This window comes from Burkholderia sp. AU17457 (assembly GCF_002223255.1).
GTDB classification, from domain to species: domain Bacteria; phylum Pseudomonadota; class Gammaproteobacteria; order Burkholderiales; family Burkholderiaceae; genus Burkholderia; species Burkholderia sola.
Genome location: NZ_NKFB01000005.1, coordinates 1455820 through 1480033, shown reverse-complemented (window position 1 = coordinate 1480033; position 24214 = coordinate 1455820). Strand labels below are relative to the sequence as shown.

Below are 24214 nucleotides of genomic sequence, written 5' to 3'. Positions count from 1 at the left end.
GGACTTTTTTCGCGCGTTGCCCCGGCTGAACCGGGGCAACGGTTCCGATTCGGCTTGCTACGATCGCCGCGGTATTAGCGTTGTCGTTGTCGATGTCCCGCCTCGCTTCGCGAACGGATGCGCGAGCCGGTACATGCCCGATGAATCCCGCCGTGCCCGGCCCGCGCGCTCAGTCGAAGCGGGACGGCCCGGCCACCACGAAAACAGGTCCGACCATGACCGAACTTCTCCACGGCGACGGCGCGATCCGTCGCGCGACGCCGTACGGCTCCTCGATCGAAAACACCTATGCGGGCGTGCTGTCGTTCATGCGCCGCAACTACTCGCGCGCACTCGACGGCGTCGACGTCGCGATCTCCGGCGTGCCGCTCGATCTCGCGACGACCTATCGTTCCGGTGCGCGGCTCGGGCCGGCCGCGATCCGCGCGGCGAGCGTGCAGCTCGCGGAGCTCAATCCGTATCCGTGGGGCTTCGATCCGTTCGACGATCTCGCGGCCGTCGACTACGGCGATTGCTGGTTCGATGCGCACAACCCGCTGTCGATCAAGCCGGCGATCGTCGAGCATGCGCGCACGATCCTGCGCTCGGGCGCGAAGATGCTGACGCTCGGCGGCGACCACTACATCACGTATCCGCTGCTGGTCGCGCACGTGGAGCGCTACGGCAAGCCGCTGTCGCTGATCCATTTCGACGCGCACTGCGATACGTGGGCCGACGACGATCCGGACAGCCTCAATCACGGGACGATGTTCTACAAGGCGGTGAAGGAAGGGCTGATCGATCCCGCGACGTCGGTGCAGGTCGGCATCCGCACGTGGAACGACGACTTTCTCGGGATCGAGCGGCTCGATGCCGCGTGGGTGCATGACCATGGTCCGCGGGCGGCGGTCGCGCGGATCGTCGAGATCGTCGGCGCGCGGCCTGCGTATCTGACGTTCGATATCGATTGCCTCGATCCGGCGTTCGCGCCGGGGACGGGGACGCCGGTCGCCGGCGGGTTGTCGTCAGCACAGGCGCTGGCGATCGTGCGGGCGCTCGGAGCGGTGAATCTGGTCGGGGCGGATGTGGTGGAGGTCGCGCCCGCGTACGATCACGCGGACATCACGGCGATCGCGGCCGCACATGTGGCTTGCGATCTGCTGTGCCTGTGGCGGCAGAAGAAGATGGCGGAAGCGTTGCGTTGAGCGCGTGCCGAGCGGGACACGAAAGCGGCCGGTGGGGCAGCGCGCCCGCCGGCCTGCTGACGGATGGGGCCGCGAGCGTTACTTCGCCGCCAGCGCACTCGCCACGCTTTTGTCGACCCAGGCGTTCCCGGCCACGCTCAGCTTCTGCGGAATCAGCTTCGCCGCGTAGAACGCATCGGCAACACCTTGCTGCGCGGCGACGATGCGCTCGTCGATCGGCACCGCACCGAACGGCACCCGCTTGATCCACGTCTCGACGAGCGCCTCGGGCAACCCGACCTTCGGCGCCAGCAGCGCGGCCGTGTCGGCCGGATGCCCGTTGACCCACTGGCCCGTTTCGCGCGCCTGTTTCAGGATCGCGCCGACCACGTCGGGATGCCGTTGCGCGAAACTCCGCGTCGCCTCGTAGAAGTTGTTGGTCGCCGCGAGCCCCGTGTAGTCGGACAGCGTGCGCACCTTCAGCGCGTTTTGCGCGGCCGCGTAGTACGGATCCCACACGGCCCACGCATCGACATTGCCGCTTTCGAACGCGGCGCGCGCATCTGCCGGAGCGAGATACACCGGATGGATTTCGTCGTAGCGCACGCCGGCTTTCTTCAGCGCCTCGAGCAGCAGGTAGTTCGCGCTCGAGCCTTTCTGCAGCGCGACCTTCTTGCCGCGCAGGCCGGCCACCGTCCGGATCGGCGAATCGCTCTTCACGAACACCGCTTCGTTGTGCGGCGCAGGCGGTTCCGCGCCGACATAGACGAACTGCACGCCTGCCGCCTGCGCGAACACGGGCGGCGGCGCACCCGTGTAGCCGAAGTCGATGCTGTTCGCGTTCAGCGCTTCGAGCAGTTGCGGGCCGGCCGGGAATTCGAACCATTGAACGTCATAGCCGAGCGGCTTGAGCCGCGCTTCGAGCGCGCCCTGCGCCTTGACGATCGACAGCAGGCCGGCCTTTTGATAACCGATGCGCACGATCTTGTCGGCGCCGCCTTGCGCGAATGCCGACGCGGCGGACAGGGCAACGAGCGAGACCGCGGTGGCGCGGGTGATCCAGCGGGTGAAACGAATCATCTAATGAACTCCATGCGAGGCATCTTCGGAAAGCGGCCGGCGCCGCTCGGTTGGAAGAATCGTCGCATGGGCGATTGCGCCCGCAAACGAAGCATTGCCGATATGGATATGACGGCGGCGGCCCTATGCTTTGGCGTCGTGGCCTGCCGGGGCGGCCACCCGCCGGTTTTGATGACCGTCTGCGCTGATATCGACAGTAGCGCGGCCTTTAACCGCGCGTATCGACCCAGTTGCGTGCCCAGCGTGCCGAATGCGCGAGCGCTTGCGCTTCGCTCGCGAAGTAGTCGAGCGAATAGAACTGGTAGCGGCCTTCGTCGTGCGCGCTATCGGTGCGTTCGAGCAGCAGGTTGGATGAAAAACTCCCGTCGGGCAGGCGATGCGCCGAGGGGTGGACGGCATAGCCGTTGTACTGTTGAATTCGTTGGTTGTGCATTTTAATTTTAATGATGATCGAGTGCGCGCGTGCCGTGCTGAATGCGCACGGGTATGCCGATTCAACGCCCTTGCGAGCGGAATCTGACGCAGTCGGAAAGCGAAAATAAGGCGTTGCGGCCGGAGGGGGGATGAAGTGCAACGAGACGTGTGGCGCCTGGCAAGCTGCTCATTGAACAGAGGCAGCTCAAGCCGATCGCGCCAACTTTGGGAGACGAAGCTCCGTGGGGATGTCGCTGCGACCCGGCGTCCGTCGCGGACGCCGGGCCCTTCAAACGTTACAGCGGCTTGATGTTGGCCGCTTGCAGACCCTTCGGGCCCTGCTTCGTTTCGAAGCTCACTTTTTGGTTTTCAGCCAGCGTCTTGAAGCCGTCGGCACGAATTTCGGAGAAGTGAGCGAACAGGTCGTCGCCGCCGTTGTCCGGCGTGATGAAGCCAAAGCCTTTGCTGTCGTTGAACCACTTGACGATACCGGTATCCATGAAGATTCCTTGAGAAAAAAATAGAGATTTGCTCTGTTGAAGAGCGCGTGAAGCGTCAAGGAGGGAGAGGACAACGAATACCGCTGGGGAGGAGCGAGCAATTGATGAACAGCAATCGGACTTCTTGGACTTCGACGCATACACTAACCGTCGGACGGGCTCGCGTCAACCGATAACTTGTAACTGTGCCGCGGCCGCGTGGTTGCCGTGCGTGGGGCGATGTGGCGCCGCCTGGCTGAAACGGGGGCCGAGCGGCGCTCCTGGCCATTCGCCGACCCATGCGAGCCGCGGTTGCCGCCGGCAATGGCCGTCGGCGTTGCCGCGAACCGGCTACGCGCGCGTCGTGGCGACATGCCGGCGCATGCATGATGGCCGCGCGCCTATGCGTTGTCGCCGTCGCCTTGCGTATCGCTCGTACCGGACTGCCGCGCTGCTTCGTCGCTGAGCTTCTTGTCGAGAATCGTCGCGACCCGGCCGCCGAGATACGCGCCCGCCGCGGTTTCGAGCGCGCGGTTCGTCTCGCCTTCGACGAACACGGCCGCGAGCGGGCGCAGCCGCCAGATCGCGTCGACCAGTTCGGGGACGTCGGTGGCCGGCGGCAACGTGCCGGCGTCGTAGCGGTCGAGCCGCTTCACGACGAGATCGACGAGCAGCCGCGCGATCGCGTCGAAATGCGGCCGCGCGAGGCTGATCACGTCGAGCAGCTCGCGCGGCGGAATGCCTTCCTTCGTCATCGCGGCCGCCGCCTCGAGCAGCGCGGGGCTTTTCGCGACGAACGACAGGCCGCGCCGTTCGAGCAGCCCGAGCTCGGTCACGCGCGACAGTTGCGTGGTCGCCTGCGGGCCGAACATCTGCGCGAGTTGCGCGAGCGAATAGGTTTTCGGCAGCTCGTGCGACCAGCGGCCGCCGATCGCGTTTTCGAGACCGAGGATCGAGCGCAGGTCGTGGCCTTCGTCGATCGCCTTGATCAGGTCCTGGATGTTCGACAGCGTATAGCCGCGCGCGAGCAGATGGTTGATCAGCTTCAGGCGCGCGACGTGCGTGTCGTCGTAGATGCCGACGCGCCCGCGTTTCTCCGGCGGCGCGAGCAGCCCGCGATCCTGGTACGCGCGGACGTTGCGCACGGTGGTGTCGGACACGCGCGCGAGTTCGTCGACCGTGTACTCGTTGCGGGAATCCGGCGCGGCCTCGTCGGGCGTGGAAGAAGTCTGTTTTGACATGCGGCCATTTTAGCGCGCCGCGGCAGGCTCGGGCGAGGCGGGGCGCGTGTTCGCGCCGTCGCCGAGCGGGCGCTGCATCAGCGCGGTGTCGATCCAGCGGCCGTGCTTGAAACCGACCGCTTTCAGCTGGCCGGCCGGTTCGAAGCCGAATGCGCGATGCAGCGACGTCGAGCCGCCGGTGCCGCCGTCGGCGATTACCGCGATCATCTGCCGCCATGGGCCGCCTTCGCAGCGCGCGATCAGCGCCGCCAGCAACGCGCGGCCGATGCCTCGCCCGCGTTGCGCGTCGTCGATGTAGATCGAATCCTCGATCGTGAAGCGGTACGCGCTGCGCGTGCGATAGGGCGTCGCATACGCGTAGCCGGCGATGCGGCCGTCGCATTGTGCGACGAGATAGGGCAGCCCGTGACGCAGCACCGCGTCGCGGCGGCCGCGCAGTTCGTCGACGTCGGGTGGCGTCTCCTCGAACGACGCGACGCTGTGGCGCACATGGTGTGCGTAGATCGCGTGAATGGCGGCGAGATCGGCATCGGTCGCGTCGCGGACGACGCAGGCGGCTGGCGTGGCGGACATGGCAAGGGGCGTGGATGCGGGCAAACCCTGACTATGCGGGCAATTGCGCGGCGCGTAAAGCGGCGGTGGAGGCCGGGCGTCGCGCATCGTCGCGTTCAGTTCGGCAGCCGCTTGCGCTGCGTGTCGCGCGGCAGCTCGTTGAAGCGGGCGAAGTAGTAGCCCGAAAAACGGCCGAGATGGCCGAAACCGAACGTCAGCGCCGTATCGGTAATGCTGGCCATCGGGTCGGTCAGCAACTGCGCGCGGGCGGCGTCGAGCCGGATGTTGCGCAGCAGTTCCATCGGGGTTGCGCCGTGGTAGCGGCGGCACAGCACGTTCAGCGTCCGGAAGCTGACGCCGGCCGCCCTGGCGAGATCCTTGAGCGAGATGGGCGCGCAGAGTCGCGCATGGATGAATTCGAGGAGCGCGTCCATTTGCCGGATGCCGCCCCCGGATCCGGATGGCCCCGGAAGATCGCACGCTTCCGGGGAAGCGAGGGCATGCGCGGTTGTCGGCGATGGCGGGCAATGTACGAGCAGGAATAGCGCGAGGCTGCGTTCGAAGTGGTCGCGCCACTCGGCCCGGATGCCGCCGTCGCCGGCCACCGCGAGGACGTTGAGCAGCGACTGTGCGATCAGGTCCCATTGCGAGGCCAGTGCGGGCGGCAACAGAAATCCCGGCACGAGGCCGGGCCTTCCGTCGTCGGGCGGGCAGCCGGAAACCGCGTGCAGCAGCGCGTCGGGGACCTTGACGATCAGTTGCAGGGTGCCGGGCCGCCAGCGCAGATGGACGCGCGTCCTGGGCGCGAGCACGGCGGTGCGTCCTTCGAGCACGTCCATCACATGCCCGTCGCACTCGATTTCGGCGCCTCCCGCGAGCGACGTGTGGACGAGCGAAAAACCGTCGAACGGGCGCGGCGCGACCTCGACTTCGGCGCCGTACTGCAGCGCGTAGACGCTCAAACGATTCAGTCGCCCCTTGAAAAGGGCGGCGTCGGCGACGCCGTGCTTCCAGTGCAGCACATGCTCGGCCAGCTCCGCCGAGACCTGCTCGTGCGCATCCGTGCGGGATCCGGATCGGAACAGGCAATTCCGGTACAACGCGGACAGCACGTCCGCATTCGGCGTGAGGGGCATGGGGCGTCTCCTGTGCGGCATTTCCGTACAGCGCATCCGGCTGGCCGCGGATGCGCGTCGTGCCGCATCGGTTTCTCTTGCGTGCGCGAAATCTCCTGGACGGATGATATTGACCTTCGTCAGGCTTGTCCAAAGTATCGCGAGGGTTTGCAAGAATCGGATAGTCCTGTTCCCGCCCAGGAAAAATCCGGATAGCGCGCGGCACGAGAAAAAAACGGATTGAATTCGTGCGCGGCCTGCAAATTCCGGATAGTGGGAATCATTGTGGCTTCCTACACTGCGCCGACGCGTGCTGGAGGGCCGTGCATCTCGCCACGTAACTTCGGACAACTACTAAATATGCAGGCCGAGAGATCGTACTGATTCGAAGCCTCCCCCTGAAAAAAGAAGGAATTCCATGCGTCAAATCAACCTGCAGGCGCTCTCGGACGATGCGCGGCTGGGTCCGCTGCACGGCGTCGTGCTGTTCTGGTGCGCGCTGATCATCGTGTTCGACGGCTACGATCTCGCGGTGGCAGGCATCGCGCTGCCGGCGATCATGAAGGACATGGGCGTCAGCCCCGCGCATGCCGGCTTCATGGTGAGTTCGGCGCTGTTCGGCATGATGTTCGGCAACATCGTGTTCGGAACCGTCGCCGAGCGGATCGGGCGCCGCCGCGCCATCGCGGCCTGCCTGACGCTGTTCAGCGTCTTTACCGCGGCGGCCGGGCTGGCGCCGACGCCCGCGCTGTTCGGCGCCGCCCGCTTCGTGGCGGGCATCGGCATCGGCGGCGTGATGCCGAACGTGATTGCCCACATGACCGAGTACGCGCCGCGCCGCGTGCGCAGCACGCTGGTGACGCTGATGTTCAGCGGCTATTCGGTGGGCGGCATGCTGGCGGCCGTGATGGGCAAGGGAATGATCGAGGCGTACGGATGGCGGTCGGTGTTCGTCGCCGCGGGCGCGCCGGTGCTGCTCGTCCCGCTGTTCGTGAAATGGATGCCGGAATCGATGTCGTTCCTGGTACGGCGCGGCAGGACGGGCGAACTCGCGCGCATCGCGAGCCGGCTCGATCCCGCGTACCGGCCTCTGCCGGACGACCGCCATGTGTTCCCGCGCGAGGACCAGGCTGGCAACGCGCCGGTTCGCCGTCTGTTCGACGACGGTCGCGGGTTCAGCACGATCATGTTCTGGATCGCCTGCTTCATGTGCCTGTTCATGGTGTACGCGCTCAGTTCGTGGCTGACCCGGCTGATGGCGGGGGCGGGCTACAGCCTCGGTTCCGCGTTGACGTTCGTGCTGGTGCTGAACGCCGGCGCGATGGTCGGCGCGATCGGCGGCGGCTGGCTGGCCGATCGCTTTCCGATCAAGACGGTGCTCGTTTCGATGTATCTGCTCGCCGCGGTGTCGATCACGCTGCTCGGCTACAGGATGCCGACCGCGCTGCTGTTCGTGCTGGTCGGGCTGGCTGGCGCGTCGACCATCGGCACGCAGATCGTCAACTGCGCGTATGCGGGGCAGTTCTATCCGGTCGCGATCCGCTCGACCGGCATCGGCTGGACGCTGGGCATCGGCCGCGGCGGCGCGATCCTCGCGCCGATCGTGATCGGCGTGCTGGTGGGCATCGATCTGCCGCTGGAGCAGAACTTCATGGCGATCGGGTTGCCAGCGCTGGCGGCGGCGCTCGCGGTCGGCCTGATCGATCATCGACGCTCGGCTTCGCATCGCGACCGTGCGGGCGGTGCCGGCGAACCGCAGCAGGCACCTGCCCGGCAATCCTGAGCAGCGGTTACGACGGCCGGGGCGTCAGAGCCGCCCGTCGGCCGCGTGCACCGCATCGGCGATCGCATCCGCGACACGCTGCACGCGCGGCGACCGGCGCACGTCCGGGTGGACGACGAGCCAGATTTCGCGCTCGATGTCGCAGCGCGGCGCGGCCGTGAGCTCGACGAGCGCCGTGGCGGCGCGGGCGGTTTTGTCGACGTGGGTGTCGGCCGCGTCTTGCGGTCCGCCGGTGTCGGGTTCGCCGGGCGACCGGGGCGCCGCCGGCAAGGCGTCGAACGCCGGATCGTCGAGCAGGAAGCGCGGCAACAACGCGATGCCCGCGCCGGCGAGGCACGCGCGGTGCAGTGCGGCCAGATCGTTGGCGATAAACGCGAAGCGGCGTCCGGCCGCGAAGCGTTCGAGCCATTGTTGCTGCGGCATCTGCGCGAGCGCGTCGTCGTAGCCGAGAAACGTCCACGTGTCGGGCGGCGCGGCGGCCCAGTCCGGCGCCGAGCACAGCGCGAAGCGCATCGTGCCGAGCCGGCGCGCGGCGAGCCCCGGTTCGCTCGGCCGCGACAGCCGCACCGCGAGATCGGCTTCGCGCGCATACAGGTTCGCTGCGTGCATCTCGCCCATCAGGTCGATCCGCAATGTGGGCCACGCACGTTGCGCGCGGGCCAGGCGTGGCGCGAGGAAGTGGCTCGCGAATACCGGCGACGCCGACACGCGCACCACGCCGTCGAGCGCCGCGGCCCCCTGCGCCGCGCGCGCGAACGCGTGCGCGTCGGCTTCGAGGCGCGCGGCGTGCTCGGCCAAGTGCAGCCCTTCGTCGGTGGGCGGCCAGCCGCGCGGCAGCCGGTCGAACAGCCGGATCCCGAGCGCCCACTCGAGCGCGTCGATGCGCCGCGCGACCGTCGAATGCTGGACCTGCAGCGCTCGCGCCGCGGCTGACAGGCTGCCGCCGCGCAGCACCGCAAGGAAGTAGCGGATATCGTCCCAGCTCATCGGCGGCGCAGGCGGGGCGGCGGAATCGTGATCGGTCGAATTTTGCACAGTAAATGGGCGTTCAGTGTGAATTCCGTTCGATTATGCACAATGGGATGATCGTGTCACTTCATTCGACAGCGAGGAACGTCATGACCCAAACAGCCAACGCCATCCGGATCGGCATCGACCGTTACGGCGACGCCGGCGTGCTACGCCGCGTCGATGCGCCTGTCGCGCCGCCCGGCGCCGGCGAAGTGCGGATTCGACAGACCGCGATCGGCGTGAACTTCGTCGACATCTATTTCAGGACGGGCGCGCACGCGTTGCCCGCGCTGCCGGAGGCGCTCGGCGTCGAGGCAGCCGGCGTGATCGATGCGGTTGGCCCGGGTGTGACGGAGCTCGTGCCCGGCCAGCGCGTCGCGTATGCCGGCATGCCGACCGGCAGCTATGCGAGCCTGCGCACGATGCCGGCCGGGCGCGTGCTGCCGATTCCCGCCGGGCTGAGCGACGAAGCCGCCGCCGCCGGGCTGCTGAAGGGCATCACCGTCTACATGCTGATGCATCGCGTCCGGCAGGTCGGCGCCGGCGATACGGTGCTCGTGCATGCGGCGGCCGGCGGCGTCGGGCTGCTGGCGACGCAATGGGCGCATGCGCTCGGCGCGCGCGTGATCGGCACGGTCGGATCGGCCGCGAAAGCCGCGCTCGTGCGCACGCACGGCGCCGAAGCGGTGATCGATTATCGCGAGGAAGACTTTGTCGCGGCCGCGCGTGCGTTCGGCGGCGGTGCGGGCGTCGACTACGCGATCGACGGGATCGGCGGCGACGTGCTGACCCGCACGCTGGGGGCGATTCGTCCGTTCGGCATGGTCGCGAGTATCGGGCAGGTGGCGGCGGTGGGCGCGCGGCAGACGTTCGACCTCGACGAACTCGGGCCGGCCCGTTCGATCGCGCTGGCGCGGCCGAGCGTGCTCGGTTTCATCGCGCGCGACGTCGGCGCGTATCGGGACGCCGCACGTGCGACGCTCGACCGGCTGGCGGGCGGGATGCACGTCGAGATCGGCGCGCGGCTGCCGCTCGAGCAGGCGGCCGACGCGCACCGGTTGCTGGAGTCGCGCGCGACGACGGGCGGTGTCGTGCTGCTGGCGTGACGGCGGGCGCGGACGGGGCGAGTCGCGGTTCGACGGTCGCACCGCGAGGAGCCGACCGCTCGGTGGTGCTGGCGCTGCGGCGCATCCTCGACGAACCATGCGAGCACGAGCACGAGCACGATCGCGCCCGACCGCCGCGGCCGCCGGATACACGACGTGCGGCGAGCCGGCGAATGCGTCGACGTGCGCGTCGCGCACCGGGTCCGGTAACCGGTGCACGGCGGCCAGGCCGAGCGCAGGGGGCCGCGCCGTGCCGGCCGGCAGCGCGTGCATCATCCGCGACTGCAGCCGGTGCGAGAACAGCGCGCCGAACCCGGCGACGCCGAGCAAGCCGCCGATCGAACGGAACAGCGTCGCGCCCGACGGAGATTGCCGGCCCGAAAAATTGACGACGATCAGCCGCGAGGCAGGAGCGGACTCAAGTTTTTTGCAGGCACACCGTAATACAGAGGGCCGCGGACCGATTGCCGCGGCATTTTTTCTCGCTCACGTGCCGTCATGAACCTGAACGCCCTGTTTTCCCGTTTCTCGATCCGTACGCGGATTTTCTCCACGCTCGGTCTCGTCGCCGCGCTGCTCGTCGTGTCGGGGCTGATCGGCCTTGCGGGCATGCAGAGCTCGAATCGCGCCCTCGACGAGGCCTATACGCGGCAACTGGCGGCGAAGACCGCGCTGTCCGCGGCGAGCCTGAACCTGACGATCGTGCGCACGACGCTCGACCGTGCGCTGCTGCATCCGGAAGCGACGGAGGTGCCCGATCTCGTCAAGAAGGCCGAAGGTTATTTGGCGAAGGCCGACACGGCGTGGCGCAGCTACGCGGCGATGCCGCACGGCGACGACGAAGGCCCGCTCGCGAGCCGCCTCGATGCCGCGCGTCAGGCGCTGATCGGACAGGCACTGAAGCCGATGATCGATGCGATCCGCGACGGGCGGCGCGACGAAGCCGACCGGTTGCTGATGACGGTCGCACCGCCGCTGTCGGTCGCGCTCACGCAGGCGACCGACGCGCTCGATGCGTACCAGGCCGCGCGCGGCAAGGACGTGTACGACACCGCGCAGACCTATTACGGCTGGATGCGCATGGGCGCGCTCGCGGGCATCGCATTTGGGCTGGCCGCGTGTCTTGGTTGCGCGATCGGCCTGCATTTCGCGATCACGCAACCGGTGAATCGCCTGCTGTCGCATTTCCGCCGGCTGTCGGACGGCGATCTCACGTCGGAATTGCACTGGTCGTCGCGCGACGAGATGGCCGAACTGGTCAACGGCGTGACCGGCATGCAGCGCAGCCTCGCGGATACGGTGCGTCAGGTGAGCCAGGGTTCCGAAGCGATCTCGACGGCGACGCACCAGATCGCGGCCGGCAACACCGACCTGTCGCAGCGCACCGAGGAACAGGCGTCGGCGCTGCAGGAGACGGCCGCGAGCATGGAGCAGCTGACGGCAACCGTGAAGCAGAACGCGGACCACGCGCTCGAGGCACAGGCCTGCGCGGACAGCGCGAGCGAGATCGCGACGCGCGGCGCGACGGTCGTCGGCGAGGTGATCGGCACGATGAACGAGATCGACCGGAGCTCGCAGAAGGTCGCCGACATCATCGGCACGATCGAAGGCATCGCGTTCCAGACCAACATCCTCGCGCTGAATGCGGCAGTCGAAGCCGCACGCGCGGGCGAGCAGGGCCGCGGCTTCGCGGTGGTCGCGGGCGAGGTGCGCACGCTGGCACAACGCTCGGCGTCCGCGGCAAAGGAAATCCGCACGCTGATCGGCGAATCGGTCGAACGTGTCGCGACCGGCTCGCGGCTCGTCGGTACGGCCGGCGCGACGATGCAGGACATCCAGCAGGCGATCGGGCGCGTGACGGGCATCATGACGGAGATTGCGGCCGCCTCGAGCGAGCAGCGCGACGGGATCGAGCAGGTGAACCGCGCGGTGTCGCAGATGGATCAGGTGTCGCAGCAGAACGCGGCGCTCGTCGAGCAGGCGGCCGCGGCTGCCGCGTCGCTCGAGGAGCAGGCGGATGGGCTGCGTCGCGCGGTGGGGGCGTTTCGGGTGGGTTGAGCGTGACGAGGTGAATTGCCGCGGATCAGTGGGCCGATGCGACCTGTTTCGTGGTTGGTCGATGCTCTCGTCGGTGATCCGAGCGCGCAGTCTGTCGAGAAACAAAGCCCCGCTGGCGGGGCTTTGTTTCTTATAACTCAAAACTTAGGTTGTAACCCTTAAAACAAAGGCAATCTGGCGCGAAGCCAATCCCACTTGGAGGGGGGGATCATCAGATGTTTTTTTATATTCGATTCATCGGTCAAGTCGATATAGCGAACCAGGTTGCCCTCGTAACGCAGGGGTGGGTGAGAGCTATCTCCGTGATACCAGTTGACGGAGAAATATCGTCTCGCAAGAAGTTCGCCATTTTCACTAAACACGCTTAGTTCGATGTTGTCGTCGGTCGCGTCCTGATCATTCCCGCCAGTGCCACACAGCTTGAATCGATACCAAACGCCATTCATGTTTTTTATGCCGCCATCTAATGTATCCGGGCGATCATAGAAGTCACATCGTCCGTAGGCGGGGCGACTGAAATGAATGATCAAACCTGCGCATATGTAGATGGCAATGGTTAGGCCAATGTATCTGATGGCTCTATTCGGCATATTTCACCAACTATTCCGTTTGCAACGAATGGCCTGGCATCGTAAAAGCCGTCTGCAAACGGACAAACCGTCAGGTATGGCCTAAACTGGTCGAACGAGCGTGGACAAGGGGCCCGGGCATTGAGAAATGTGCCCGATTGTGTCGACAACCGCGATGTCGCGTTCGTCCCCGGGCGGGCAGGCGTCCGCCCGCCGCGTCAACCCGCCGCGTCCGCCAGCTGCGCTGCCGCGCGCGACGACGCGACGATCAGCAGCTTCATCGTCGCGCGCGTCGCGCCGACGAACAGCTTGCGCGCGGCACGCGCGTCAAGCGTGTCGAAGTCGACTTCGGTGAGGATCACGCACGGCGCCGACTGGCCCTTGAAGCGGTAGATCGAATCGAGCAGCACGTCGCCTTCGCGATATTCCGGGTTGCCGAACAGATCGTACTTGCCGGTGAAGCGCTTGATCCGGTGCGGGCCGAGCTGGTCGAGCGGCGCGAGCACCGAACCTTCGCGGCCGCGGTACGACAGCACCGCGATGTCCTGCTTGCGGAAGCCGAGCGACAGCGCCTGCGTGATCGCGCGCTTGGTCGCGTCGATGCAGGCTTGCGCCAGTGCGTCGCCCGACGTGCCGTCTTCCCCGTATGCCGACACCGACGGATCGGAGCCGTCGAACGGGCTGCCCGAGCGCAGTTCGGCCGCGAGCGGCTCGACCCGACCGACGATGTCGCGCACGAATTCGAGCAGGTCGCGCGGGCTGCGGTAATTCGTGAGCGCCTTCAGCGCGACCCAGCCGGGCAGCGCGACGGGTTCGCGCATGTACAGATTCTGCAGCGGATCTTCCAGCCACCACCATGCGGCGTCCGGCGCGAGCAGGCGCTCCAGTGCGGCCGCCCACGGCGCATGGAAATCCTGCCCTTCGTCGACGATCAGTACATCGAAGCGCCAGCGCTCCGGAATCGGCGCCTCGGCGAAGCGCGCCTCGAGCCGTTCGAATTCGCCGGGCGTCTGGAAGTCGGGCGTATAGCCGCCGTCGCGCGCGACCCAGTCGCACAGCTGGTGGTAGTTCGCGATCTTCGCGCCGGGCGGCGCGATGCGCGCGATGTAGTCGGCGAGCGGCCGGTTGAAGCATACGTAGAGCACGCGCTGGCCGGCCGCGACGGCGTCGCGCATCACCTGCACCGCGAGCTGTGTCTTGCCCGACCCGGCGGTGCCGGTCACGCGCAGCCGGAACGGCGTGAAGTCGAGCTGGCGCGCCCATGCGGCGAGCCCCCCCGACAGCCGGGTGACGAGCGTGCCGGCTTGCCCGACGAGCGCACTCGTGTCGGGCGTGAGCGCGAGCTCGTCCGCGAGGAAATGGTGGAGCTTCGGCGCGTTCGGAAAGTGTTCGTCGTCCTCGGGCAGGATCTGCAGGATCACCTGCGCGAGCTGCGCCTTGCGCGACGCATCGACGATGCGGTCGGGCGCGACGCCGGCGATCGATGCGTCGCGGATCGCGTAGTCGGGGCAGTACAGCAGCGCCTCGACGCCGTAGACGCCCGCGCCGAGCGCGGCCGTCAGGCGCCGGTGCAGCGTTTCCTGCGTGCGCGCGAGCTGGATCGGGACATTGCGCTCCTTCTGCAGGTAGACCTTCACGAGCCCTTTCGCGGTTTCGCGCAGGAAGCCGGCCTTCTGCTCGATCAGCAGCACGCGGCCGGCCGGGCTCACGACGACGAACGCGGCTTCGCCGAACACCGAGAACGCCTGGTCGGCGCGCGTCCAGTGGACGCCGTGATACACGGTGTAGCTGTCGGGCAGCGCGTGTTCGAGCGCGGCGAGCGTTTCGCGCTCGCGTTCGGCCGCGCCGGTCGCGGCGAGGCTTTTCCAGTCGTCGGGGATGAGGCGGGCCATGGAGTCGGGCGGCGGATGCCGGCGTGAGCGTGAACGGGTGGGGCTATTGTACTGAGGAACCCGTTCATGCCCGCGGCGCCGCGCGTGCGTGGGCCATTCGACGGGCGGCCGGCCCGGCGGACGTCAGCCGCGCGCGAGCCGCTTCGCGAGATCGGCGCTGAGGATCGCCATGCGCGCGGGTTTTTCGTAGCACACCACGTCGAACGCGCGGATCACTTCGCTGATGTCGGCTTCGCTCGCGCGGCCGGTGAGCAGGTCGCCCGTCAGCACGAAAATCGGCGCGCCCGGGTTGTCGGACGTGCGCACGGCCTTGATTGCGGTGGCGGCCGTGCCGTCGTCGAACAGCCATTCGGTCAGGACTGCGTCGAAGGCCTGACCCTGCAGCGCATCGACGAACGCCGCGAGGCCGTCGAACGCGGCCGTCGCGAAACTTTGCCGTTCGAGATAGCGGCACAGCTCGGTCGCGCTGACGCGATCGGGATCGATCACCGCGATGACGAGCTTGTCGCTCTCCGCGCGGCGCGGGTAGATCTCGATCTTGTGCACGTCGTACGCGTTCTGGTACAGCACGCCGGTATGGCGCAGCACGCGCCAGCGGCCATTCTGTTCGTACGCGACGAACTCGGGGCGCGCGCCGGCTTCGAGCGGCGCGCCGATCCAGGCGGTGCACGGAATCTCGGCGACGCCCGCATACAGGACCGCTTCCTGCGAATAGGCGCCGACCATGCCGGGGTCGAGCGTTTGCGCGCCGAACAACTGGGCGGCGGGCTCGCCGTACGCTTCGGCGACTTTCTTGATCTGCGCGAGCGTCCAGGGGCTGCTGCCGCGCAGTTTGCGGTGGCCTTGCGAGAAACTCAGATCGAGGATGCGGCACAGCTCGGTGGTCTGCTGGCGCTTGCCGATGCCGTTGCGGGTCATCAGCTCGCGCACGCGCTCGGCAACCGCGAGGGAATCCGTGGTGATTGCTTCAGTGGTCATGCTACGGGAACGGATTGTGACGTTCAGAACGACGCCTTGCGGCAGTCTCGGCGGACAGTCTTCATGACGTCCAATGGCGAGCCGACCGGCCACGCACGGAAAAGATAACTTTACCGCAAAATGGTCGGCATTCAGTGTGGTGAAAGGTGCGTTTGTGTGAAAGGTGTGTCATGAAGTTACGTCCGGCCTGTCGCGGCGGGCGTGCGCGAAGGCGCGTTCGCGCCGTCACGGCAGGATTTCACCGGCCCGGACGCGATTCCGCACGAAGCGGTGGGTAATCCCGCGACATGCACCAGCGCGGGGCACGTACGCGCCCGGAACAAGCTATCCGCCCGAGTTTCGGAGGATATCGCGCGAGGGCCGGCGGAAGCCCTGCAAAAGGGGGCGCTCGATGGTTTCCTCTAGTGAAACCAACACGGATACATTTACGGACGCCAGTGCAACTGCGTGCTACGATTTTCGCCGTCTCAAAAAAGTGTTGAACCGATGCAGAAGAAATTCTTGATGCGCGGATACGAAATGAACTGCGAGCCGCGCGTGACGGAGGCCGGCAAATACGCCGCGCAGGTCGAGGTCACGAAGGTGGGCTTCAGCCGTGAGGCTGCGTTCCGCAAGCTGGGTGAATTCGAGACCGAAGCCGAGGCGGTCGCGTACGCGAGACAATTCTCCGAAGAGTGGCTGAGCCGCTATGCGTAGGGCGGCGCCCCGAACGGCCGGAATTCGTGCCTGAATATTGCGAATGCGTTCGGAAATTTGTAGATTGATGACTCCTGTTGTGAGGTATCGATCGTCCGAAGGCAACGCAATTGGAGACTGCGAATGTCCACTTTGTGCATGCAGACCGTCGTTCACGGCAAAACTGTCCAGGTCGTGCTGTCGCCCGAGCGGCGTACCGCCAGGATCGACATCGTCGATGACGAAGCCGGCGGCTATCCGCCCCGCACGATGAGCATCGAGCGATACGTCAATGCCGGCATGGCCGCCGACGAAATCGCGCGGCATGTTCTCGAGGTCGTCGCGATGTCGATCGAGCAGCTTGCGAGGCTGCAGCCGTTCGAACGCACGGCAGGCACCCAAGCGCGCTATTCGCACTGAGGGCGCTTGCGTAGCGGCGGCGCCCGTGCAGACCGCGAAGTCCGGCCTGAATGGCCGCATGGTTGATCGAGCGTCCGCCATGTCGCCGTGGCGCCGATACGAATGGATGCGCGTTCTCGCTACGCCGGCATATACATGAACGGCTCGCCATCTTCCCGCTCGACGGACAGCAGCCGCTGGAGCTGATCCAGCGCGAACAGCCGTTTTCCATCCGCCGCGGCTTCGGCGATCGCCGCGTCGACCAGCTTGCGCGCCCGCGCAAGGATCACGGACCGCTGACGGGCGATCTCGAGCACCATGCGTTGTTCGACGTTCTGCCGATTCGATTTCTTGTCGCTCAGGTGGCGCCAGCGATCGCGAAGCTCGGCCCAGGTGATGCGCTGAAATTCCGGAATCGTGCTCGGCAGCGTGCCTGCCTCGGCCGGCTCGGGTTGGCCGCGCAATGCGCAGCGCAGCGACGCGCGGGCACGCCATTCGTCCGAAAACGGCGCATACACGTCGCGCGTGCGCCCGATCGGGTTGGCACGCTCGATTTCCTTGTCGAGCAGGTAGCCGAGCCGCCGAAGCGCGGACCCATGCGCGAGCATGTCCGGATCGAGCACGCGGATGCGGCGCGAGGCATCCGCGACGTGGGCTTTCAACTCCCACAGTGTCAGACGGAGGTGCTGCACTTCGAGGATCAGGCGCTGTACGTCCGCGTAGGTGCACTTCGTCCACCATTCGGTGAGATCGTTCAGCTTCGGGGGATCGAATGGGGGGAGGATCATTTTTACTGCGGCGATACTGTATAGATATACAGTTTATCTCGCGACGGTCCGGGGGCGTCAAGCCGAAAAAACGGGGCCGGTCGACGTGCGTTTTGTGCAGACGATTGCCCCCTCGTTGTGGGCAAGAGCACGAGCATGAACAGGGTCGATCGCGCCGGATCGATCGCTGTTTCGGCAGCAGGAAGCGATTGGCGCGATCGTTTGTTGACCCGCGCCGGCTGCACACGAAAATCGCCAGATGCCCGGCATGGATCGGGCATGGTCTGTCATTGTATTTGTAGTCCTGATTAAATTAAAAAGTCCGGATGCGTGAGCGGACAACCTGCATCGAGTGTGAAGTTTATTTCGATGCAGCAGCTCGCGTTGCGCTCCGCGATCTCGCATCGTCGAGTATCGTCGAATGGACTTTCCGAGACGGCGTTGGATGTCGGAGAACCGGCGCCGGTCGACGATTTCATCGCTGCCGGTATCGACGCGCAAGCGCCGGCAACCGTCAATGCAACACGCGACTCCGGCGCCGTGGCTTCGGCAGGCCACGTGACTGCGGTCGGCGTCAATGCGATGGTGGGCCTCGACGGGATCGCCGAATGACGGTTTCCCGCAATTTATCGCTTCATGCGACGACGTTGCCGCGATAAGCTTTGCCGGCCATGCATTGACACTCGACAGCAAACGATGACCACCACCTATCCGCTGCACGACGCATTGAGTCATGCCGATACGGCGTTTCCGCCCGAGGCCGACGTCGTGATCGCCGGCGCCGGCATCATGGGCTGCGCGGCGGCTTACTACCTCGGCCTGCGCGGCCTGAAAGCCGTCGTGCTCGACAAGTCGCGCATCGCCGGCCAGCAATCGACGCGCGCGTGGGGCTTCGTGCGACAGCAGGGACGCGAATCCGCCGAAGTGCCGCTGATGATGGCCGGCATGCGGATATGGGAAGGCCTGGAGCACGCGCTCGGTTTCGATCTCGAATGGCGGCAGGGCGGCTGCCTCTACATCGCGGACAACGAAGACGACTGGGCGTCGTTCCAGGCGTGGCTCGCCGTCGCGCGCGAGCACGGGCTCGACACGCGCACGCTGACGCGCTCGCAGATCGACGAACGCGTGAGCGGGCTGTCGACGCACGCGCGTACCCTCGGCGGCTTGTACACGGCGACCGACGGGCAGGCCGAGCCGCGTCGCGTGGCCGCCGCATTCGCGGCGCGCGCGATCGAGGCCGGCGCGCGTTTCTTCGAAGGCTGCGGCGTGACCGCGATCGAGACGGCCGGCGGTGCGGTCGTCGGCGTCGAGACCGAACGCGGCACGATCCGCACGCAGCGCGTGATCTGCGCGGCCGGCGCGACCAGCTTCCGGCTGCTCGACAGCGTCGGCATCCGGCTGCCGCAGCAGGCCGTGCGGGGCACCTGCATGCGCACCAACGTGGTCCCGCCGGTGACGGCGGCGACGGTGTGGGGCCATGGCCTCGGCATCCGGCAGCGCAAGAACGGCGCGATCAATCTCGCCGACGACATGCAGGTCGACGTCGATCTGACGCTCGGCCACTTGCGCGGCTTGAGCCTCTTCTGGCCGCAATTCTGGTCGCAGCGCGACAAATTCCGGCTGCAACTGGGTGCGTCCGCGTGGCGCGACGTGCTCGCCCGCATCAACGGCTCGACCGGGCCGATCGAGCCGCGCGATCCGCAGCCGCAGCCGAATCGCACGCATGCGCCGCGCGCGCTCGCGAAGCTCAAGGCGATCTTTCCCGCGCTGAAGGATGCGCAGGTCGTCGAGGCATGGGCCGGCCTGATCGACGTGTTGCCGGACGGCATCCCGGTGATCGATGCACCCGGCACGCCATCGGGGCTCGCGATCGCGACGGGGTTCTGCGGGCACGGTTTCGCGATGGGGCCGATCGTCGGCCGGCTGCTCGCCGAATGGATCGACACGGGCGCGCCGTCGCTCGACCTGTCGGCGTTTCGCGCTCGGCGTTTCGTCGACGGAACGATGGTGCGGCCGCGCAGCATGCTGTGACGGCCGGGCGCACGCGTTCCCGTCGTAGAATCGAGCCCGCATCCTTCAGGAGATTCCCCGTTGGCCACGCCATCCGATCAGCGCCGCTCGTTGCGCATGCGCCTGCGCCGCGCCCGCAATCCGTGGCAGGCGCCGCGTGCGCGCACGCTGTTCACACGCCCCGCGACGTCGCCGCGGCGCACGCTGCTGTTCCGTCTCGGCGCGGTCGTGCTGTTGTGCACGCTTGCGTTCCTCGTGCTGTATCTCGATCGCGACGGCCTGCGCGATTCGACCAAGAGCACGCCGATGACGGTCGCCGATCTCGTGTACTTCACGATGGTCACGGTCGCGACGGTCGGCTACGGCGATATCGTGCCCGTCACGGCGCGGGCGCGCCTGCTCGATGCGTTCTTCATCGTGCCGATCCGCATCGGCATCTGGTTCATTTTCCTGGGCACGGCGTATCAGTTCGTGATCCAGCGCGTCATCGAGGAATTCCGCATGAAACGCCTGCAGAAGCAACTGTCCGATCATATCGTCGTGTGCGGTTATGGCCTGTCGGGGTCGATCGCGGTGCGCGAGTTGCTGGAAAGCGGCGTCGATCCGGCGACGATCATCGTGATCGATTCGCAGCAGCAGGCCCTCGAGGCGGCGACGTCGCTCGGCGTGACCGGATTGCTCGGCGATCCGGCGCACGAGGATCTGCTGCAGCAGGCGCAGGTGCGCGCGGCGAAGGCCGTGATCATTTCGGTGACCGACGATCCGACCGCGATTCTGCTCACCCTGTCGGTGCGCAGCATCGCGCCCGATACGAAGATCGTCGTGCGGATCCAGGAGAACCTGTACCAGCGGCAACTGCGGCAGGCCGGCGCGGATGTGATCGTGTCGTCGACGAAGATCGGCGCGCTGCTGCTGGCGGATGCTGTCCATAGCCGCTACATCGTGCCGTTCGTGAACGACATGCTGTCGACGCGCGGGCGCGCGACGCTGGTGGAGCGCGAGGCGTTGCCGCATGAGATCGGCTGCCTGACGAACGTCGTGCCGGGCGCGATCGTGGTCGGGCTCGATCGTTGCGGGAAGATCCATTCGTTTTACGAGGATCCGCCGTGCAGGATCGAGGCGGGCGATACGCTGGTGGTGATTCAGTCGGCGCGGATTCCGGATCCGGATGTTTGAGGGCGTTTGGCTTTGGTTAGATTCAAATTGTTCAATTCAACTTCTGGCCGGCTATCGAAAGGATTTTCGGATGAGCACGTTCCGCACCGAACAAGATCTTCGGCACGCATTGAGCGAGGCCGGATTGGACTCGTTGGCGGACCGGATCGTGGCGACGATGCGTCCCGCCATTCAGTTCGTCCGCCGACAGCAGCCCGACGACGCACTGCCGCCTGGCACGAGCAAGATCGGCGGCCTTCCCGATCTGCCTCCGGGCTTCGCTTGGCCACACCGGCGATCGCCCGCGGATGCCGATACGCAGATTCGCGCATTGCGCGAACAGCGCATTCGCGACCGGGAGCGCTCGGCCTCGTCCAGATCGCAACGGCCCAGTGACGATATCCTGGCTTTGCTGTCTGAACATGAGCGGGACGCGTGGCTTCGCTCGATAGAAGCCAGCCGCCCAGACCCGGACACGCTCAGGGCCATCCAGGCTCAAGAGGATCGTTACGACGACCTGATGGCAGTTGCTTTGGGCCGCGAATTTCCGCTGGCTTTTCTTGCACAGATCAACCTCGGCGCTTTGTCGAATGAACCGGGCTTCGACCGTGATTTACCCCGGCGCGGCGTGCTCAGCGTGTTCGAGGATCTGACGGCGCGCGATGGCGACGGCTCGTTCCAGTTGCATTGGTTCGACGTCGCCGCCGAGACACTTGAACGCCAAGCGCCCCCCGCGGCGTTGATCGAATTGTCCGACGCCAGGCAACCGGATTTTCCGTGGCACGAACAGACGATGGCGGAAGTATTGCAGCCACACTCCACGTTGGTGGTGCCTTTTCACTGGATCGAGGCCGTTGGCCCTCAGCGAAACGCGGTATTCGATTTATTGCACAGGCCTGTCGGCGGCTATTCCCCCCAGCCGGATGCCGTCGAAGGCGAGCAGGCCGGCAATTTCGGCGACTTCCTCGGCGGCTGGCCGAAGCCGATCCAGGCAGATCCGGAACGCATGTTCATCGGCGAGGCGCGCAGTTTCCTCGACCCCGGGGACGATCGGATTCGTCACCTCTTTTCGTGGGGTGGCGAATACTACGCAGGCACTCGGCGGATGCACGCGCCCTCCGGTGGAGACGGTACGACCTACCTCATGATTCAACGCGACGATCTGCTGAGTCATCGCTTCGACAAGACCCAATCGCTCTATCAGTGCGACTGACCTCCAATCCGCCTGCTCACCCATAGGGAGATCCAATGCGTTGGTGCACTCGACTATCTGTAGCCATGGTGGCCGCAACGACGTTCAACGGATTCGTTCCGCTTACGCAGGCAAGGGCAGCCACGCCATCCGCAGACGTTTATCGTCCGTTAACGGCAGAGGCTCTGCTCTCCGGAATCGACAATGGCACGCTGGCCGGCCTCGAAGAAGGAGAGGTGAGGCAACGAACGATCTCGACGAACCGGGCCACGAGTTTTATCTACGGCGTGGCCGACACGACTGCCGGAAAGGCGTGGTGCCCGCCGTCCAGGATGGCAACGACCGAGTTGGTTGTCGCGACCTATGGGTATCTGACCAAGCTTTCGTCGCGCGACCTGGACGCCCCGGCCGCGACCATGATTACCCGGGCATTGAAGGCTGCTTACCCCTGCACGCGATAAGAAGCGTGGCCGGTACTCGCCCGGTCACGGGGGCGGCCATCACTTGGATGTCGGGGCCACGAATCCTTAGCAAAATGACGCGTGGGGTTGTTTACTTTCGATCGGTCCTGTTGACCTTCTCGTGCATCGGCACGAGCCAGGCCAGCCCCCGCTAACGAAACGCCCGCATCTGCCCCGTCATCATCTGCAGCATCTTGTTGGCGGCCACCGACAGCTTGCGGCCCACACGCGTGACCATGTGCGCCTCGGCGTTCTCGAGAATCGGATGCGCGATGTCGATCGCGAACAGCTCCCTGGCCTGTAGTTCGGCCGTTACCGCGAAGGCCGGCATCACCGCGACGCCGAGTCCCGATTTCACGAACTCCTTGAGGATCGCGAACGAATTGGTGGTGACGACCGGCGTGAGCCGTACGCGCTCGGCGTATTCCACGGCCTCCATCATCTGCCGCGTGCCGTAGGACGGATGGGTGGCCGCCAGCGGGTAGGTGGCGAGCTGCTGCACCGTCAGCACCTTGTGGCTGCGGCGCGGGAAGTCGGGGCCGACGATCGCCATCATCGGCTGCCGCTTCGACGCGCGCGACACCAGCTTGGGCTCGGCGGGCGGGTTGTACACCAGGCCGATCTCGCCCTCGTCGTTCGAGATTTTGCGGATCACGTCGTTGGTGCTGCCCACGTCGAGGTTGACATGGATCCCGGGGAACTGCCGGCAGAACTGCTGCATGGGTCCGGCCAGCAGGTCCGACACGAAGCCCTCGCCGAGTACCAGGCTGACCTGGCCGGTCTTGAGCCCGCGCAACTCCTGCAGGCGCGAGATCAGGTCGTCGCGGTGCGCGAGCTGCTCGCGGAAATACTCGATCACGCAGTGTCCGGCCTCGGTGGGCGTCACGCCGCGCGCGTGGCGCTCCACCAGGGTGGCGTCGAGCTCCTTCTCCAGCAGCCCGATCTGGCGGCTCACGGCCGAGGGCGCCACGTCGAGCCAGTCGGCCGCGGCGCGGATCGTGCCGCAGCGCACGGCCTCGTAGAAATAGACGATCCGGCTGTCGGTAAGGGTATCGCTCATGATCCGTGTGTTCTAAAAAAGAGAACAATATCAATATTGGCGTTGATTGATTATACGGGTCGCCGGACCGAACATCGTTGCTATGCAAGGCGGGCGCAAGCTGGTGCGCCGGCCTCGAACCAACAGCTATCGGGAGTCGTCGGATGAAAACGGTGGGCGTGATCGGTCTGGGCAACATGGGGCGCGGCATGGCGGGTTCGCTGCGGCGTGGCGGCTACACGGTGCTCGGCTACGACGCGGCGCCCGGCGTGGCGCTCACGCTAGCCGGGCAGGCGGTGCTGTCGGCGCGCGATTCGGTGGCCGAGATCGCGCGCGACGCCGACGTGCTGTTGCTGTCGCTGCCGACCTCGGCGGTGGTCGAAGCGGTGGTGCTGGGCGCGGGCGGCGTGCTCGAGAACGCCAAGCCGGGCAGCATCGTGATCGACACCACCACGGCCGATCCGGACAGCACGCGGCGCGTGGCGGCGGCCCTGGCCGAGCGCGGCATCGGCTTTGTCGACGGCCCGGTGAGCGGCGGCCCGAAGGGCGCGGCCACCGCCACCATGACCATGGTGCTGGGCGGCTCGGACAGCGATATCGCGGCCATCGAGCCGATCCTCGCGGTGATCAGCGCCAAGCGCGTGCATGTGGGCCCCGTGGGCGCCGGCCACGTCACCAAGCTGCTCAACAACCTGCTGACCGGCGTGCATCTGCTGGTCGCCAGCGAGGCGGTGCGCACCGCGCGCGCGGCCGGCGTCGACCCGGAAAAGCTGGTCGACGCGCTCAACGGCGGCTCCGGCCGCAACAGCGCGACGCTGACCAACTACCCGACCTGGATCTTCAACGGCAAGTTCGATTCCGGTTTCACCATGAAGCTGATGCGCAAGGACGTGCGGCTCGCGCTGGGCTTGCTCGACCAGTTCGGCAGCGTCGCGCCGGTGGCGCGCGAGGCCGCGCGCGTGTGGGCCGCCAGCGAGGGTTCCGTCGCCGACGGCGAGGACTTCAACCGCATCGTCGACTTCGTCGACCCTGCATGAGGCCGGCAGCCCGCGCCACGATCCCGCTCGACCCACCT

24 protein-coding genes and 1 pseudogene are annotated in these 24214 nt (G+C 66.5%); 12 read left to right on the top strand and 13 right to left on the bottom strand.

The genetic code is table 11. The features are described from left to right. Positions 1-215 precede the first annotated feature (215 nt). Entirely contained in the window at positions 216-1184 is a 969-nt protein-coding gene (speB, locus tag CFB49_RS23880) for an agmatinase (protein WP_089492491.1), read from the top strand. A gap of 78 nt (positions 1185-1262) precedes the next feature. Here the strand turns inward: speB and CFB49_RS23875 are convergent, their stop codons facing one another. The 6 genes from CFB49_RS23875 to CFB49_RS23850 form a co-directional block, all read right to left on the bottom strand. Then, on the bottom strand, positions 1263-2243 hold the full coding sequence (locus CFB49_RS23875) for a sulfonate ABC transporter substrate-binding protein (protein WP_069616864.1): 981 nt from the start codon (positions 2241-2243) through the stop codon (positions 1263-1265). A gap of 208 nt (positions 2244-2451) precedes the next feature. Beyond that, positions 2452-2676 (bottom strand): hypothetical protein, encoded by a 225-nt coding sequence (locus CFB49_RS23870; RefSeq protein ID WP_069616865.1) that lies wholly within the window; start codon positions 2674-2676, stop codon positions 2452-2454. 277 nt (positions 2677-2953) lie between these two features. After that, positions 2954-3157 (bottom strand): cold-shock protein, encoded by a 204-nt coding sequence (locus CFB49_RS23865; protein ID WP_006485974.1) that lies wholly within the window; start codon positions 3155-3157, stop codon positions 2954-2956. Positions 3158-3537: 380 nt separating this feature from the next. Further along, the gene (locus CFB49_RS23860; protein ID WP_069616866.1) at positions 3538-4377 is read right to left on the bottom strand and encodes a MerR family transcriptional regulator; all 840 of its coding nucleotides are present in this window, start codon (positions 4375-4377) and stop codon (positions 3538-3540) included. A gap of 9 nt (positions 4378-4386) precedes the next feature. Continuing rightward, on the bottom strand, positions 4387-4950 hold the full coding sequence (locus tag CFB49_RS23855) for a GNAT family N-acetyltransferase (protein WP_089492490.1): 564 nt from the start codon (positions 4948-4950) through the stop codon (positions 4387-4389). A gap of 95 nt (positions 4951-5045) precedes the next feature. Beyond that, positions 5046-6065, bottom strand: coding sequence for an AraC family transcriptional regulator (locus tag CFB49_RS23850; RefSeq protein WP_089492489.1), 1020 nt, complete (start codon positions 6063-6065; stop codon positions 5046-5048). Between the two features lie 397 nt (positions 6066-6462). On the opposite strand from CFB49_RS23850, the gene CFB49_RS23845 reads away from it, so the two are divergent. Then, entirely contained in the window at positions 6463-7827 is a 1365-nt protein-coding gene (locus CFB49_RS23845) for an MFS transporter (RefSeq protein WP_089436707.1), read from the top strand. Positions 7828-7851: 24 nt separating this feature from the next. Here CFB49_RS23845 and CFB49_RS23840 read toward each other — a convergent pair whose 3' ends face one another. Beyond that, complete coding sequence (locus CFB49_RS23840; RefSeq protein WP_089436706.1) at positions 7852-8814, bottom strand: LysR family transcriptional regulator; 963 nt, start codon at positions 8812-8814, stop codon at positions 7852-7854. A gap of 131 nt (positions 8815-8945) precedes the next feature. Between CFB49_RS23840 and CFB49_RS23835 the strand changes: the two genes are divergently transcribed. Beyond that, positions 8946-9944, top strand: coding sequence for a quinone oxidoreductase family protein (locus tag CFB49_RS23835; protein WP_089436705.1), 999 nt, complete (start codon positions 8946-8948; stop codon positions 9942-9944). A gap of 62 nt (positions 9945-10006) precedes the next feature. Here the strand turns inward: CFB49_RS23835 and CFB49_RS36885 are convergent. Further along, positions 10007-10307 (bottom strand): annotated as a pseudogene (locus CFB49_RS36885) (EmrB/QacA family drug resistance transporter); the annotation flags it as partial. A gap of 135 nt (positions 10308-10442) precedes the next feature. Here CFB49_RS36885 and CFB49_RS23825 point away from each other — a divergent pair. After that, positions 10443-12002 (top strand): methyl-accepting chemotaxis protein, encoded by a 1560-nt coding sequence (locus CFB49_RS23825; RefSeq protein ID WP_069616871.1) that lies wholly within the window; start codon positions 10443-10445, stop codon positions 12000-12002. 158 nt (positions 12003-12160) lie between these two features. Here CFB49_RS23825 and CFB49_RS23820 read toward each other — a convergent pair whose 3' ends face one another. The 3 genes from CFB49_RS23820 to CFB49_RS23810 form a co-directional block, all read right to left on the bottom strand. Beyond that, positions 12161-12532 (bottom strand): hypothetical protein, encoded by a 372-nt coding sequence (locus CFB49_RS23820; RefSeq protein WP_249190198.1) that lies wholly within the window; start codon positions 12530-12532, stop codon positions 12161-12163. Positions 12533-12789: 257 nt separating this feature from the next. Beyond that, positions 12790-14463 (bottom strand): ATP-binding domain-containing protein, encoded by a 1674-nt coding sequence (locus CFB49_RS23815; RefSeq protein ID WP_089492488.1) that lies wholly within the window; start codon positions 14461-14463, stop codon positions 12790-12792. Between the two features lie 123 nt (positions 14464-14586). After that, positions 14587-15441, bottom strand: coding sequence for a helix-turn-helix domain-containing protein (locus tag CFB49_RS23810; protein WP_069616873.1), 855 nt, complete (start codon positions 15439-15441; stop codon positions 14587-14589). A gap of 486 nt (positions 15442-15927) precedes the next feature. Here CFB49_RS23810 and CFB49_RS23805 point away from each other — a divergent pair, with 486 nt between their 5' ends. Together CFB49_RS23805 and CFB49_RS23800 are read left to right on the top strand one after the other, a co-directional pair. Continuing rightward, positions 15928-16137: a hypothetical protein gene (locus tag CFB49_RS23805; RefSeq protein WP_027780901.1), complete on the top strand. Its 210-nt coding sequence runs from the start codon at positions 15928-15930 to the stop codon at positions 16135-16137. A gap of 123 nt (positions 16138-16260) precedes the next feature. After that, a complete protein-coding gene (locus CFB49_RS23800) occupies positions 16261-16536 on the top strand; it encodes a hypothetical protein (RefSeq protein ID WP_069616874.1) in 276 nt (91 codons plus the stop codon). A gap of 119 nt (positions 16537-16655) precedes the next feature. Here CFB49_RS23800 and CFB49_RS23795 read toward each other — a convergent pair whose 3' ends face one another. Further along, on the bottom strand, positions 16656-17303 hold the full coding sequence (locus CFB49_RS23795) for a hypothetical protein (RefSeq protein ID WP_089492487.1): 648 nt from the start codon (positions 17301-17303) through the stop codon (positions 16656-16658). A 348-nt stretch (positions 17304-17651) separates the two neighbouring features. Here CFB49_RS23795 and CFB49_RS36435 point away from each other — a divergent pair, with 348 nt between their 5' ends. The 5 genes from CFB49_RS36435 to CFB49_RS23770 all read left to right on the top strand — a co-directional run bounded on the left by CFB49_RS36435 (position 17652) and on the right by CFB49_RS23770 (position 22100). Continuing rightward, on the top strand, positions 17652-17894 hold the full coding sequence (locus CFB49_RS36435) for a hypothetical protein (protein ID WP_179234939.1): 243 nt from the start codon (positions 17652-17654) through the stop codon (positions 17892-17894). Between the two features lie 84 nt (positions 17895-17978). Next, complete coding sequence (locus CFB49_RS23785; RefSeq protein WP_089492485.1) at positions 17979-19313, top strand: NAD(P)/FAD-dependent oxidoreductase; 1335 nt, start codon at positions 17979-17981, stop codon at positions 19311-19313. A 60-nt stretch (positions 19314-19373) separates the two neighbouring features. Beyond that, complete coding sequence (locus CFB49_RS23780) at positions 19374-20468, top strand: potassium channel family protein (RefSeq protein WP_069616877.1); 1095 nt, start codon at positions 19374-19376, stop codon at positions 20466-20468. Positions 20469-20538: 70 nt separating this feature from the next. Next, on the top strand, positions 20539-21660 hold the full coding sequence (locus tag CFB49_RS23775) for a DUF1963 domain-containing protein (RefSeq protein WP_089492484.1): 1122 nt from the start codon (positions 20539-20541) through the stop codon (positions 21658-21660). A gap of 65 nt (positions 21661-21725) precedes the next feature. After that, on the top strand, positions 21726-22100 hold the full coding sequence (locus tag CFB49_RS23770) for a Rap1a/Tai family immunity protein (RefSeq protein WP_089492483.1): 375 nt from the start codon (positions 21726-21728) through the stop codon (positions 22098-22100). Positions 22101-22251: 151 nt separating this feature from the next. On the opposite strand, the gene CFB49_RS23765 is transcribed toward CFB49_RS23770, so the two are convergent. Beyond that, positions 22252-23160 (bottom strand): LysR family transcriptional regulator, encoded by a 909-nt coding sequence (locus tag CFB49_RS23765; protein ID WP_089492482.1) that lies wholly within the window; start codon positions 23158-23160, stop codon positions 22252-22254. Positions 23161-23303: 143 nt separating this feature from the next. Here CFB49_RS23765 and CFB49_RS23760 point away from each other — a divergent pair, with 143 nt between their 5' ends. After that, the gene (locus tag CFB49_RS23760; RefSeq protein ID WP_089492481.1) at positions 23304-24176 is read left to right on the top strand and encodes an NAD(P)-dependent oxidoreductase; all 873 of its coding nucleotides are present in this window, start codon (positions 23304-23306) and stop codon (positions 24174-24176) included. Positions 24177-24214 lie beyond the last annotated feature (38 nt).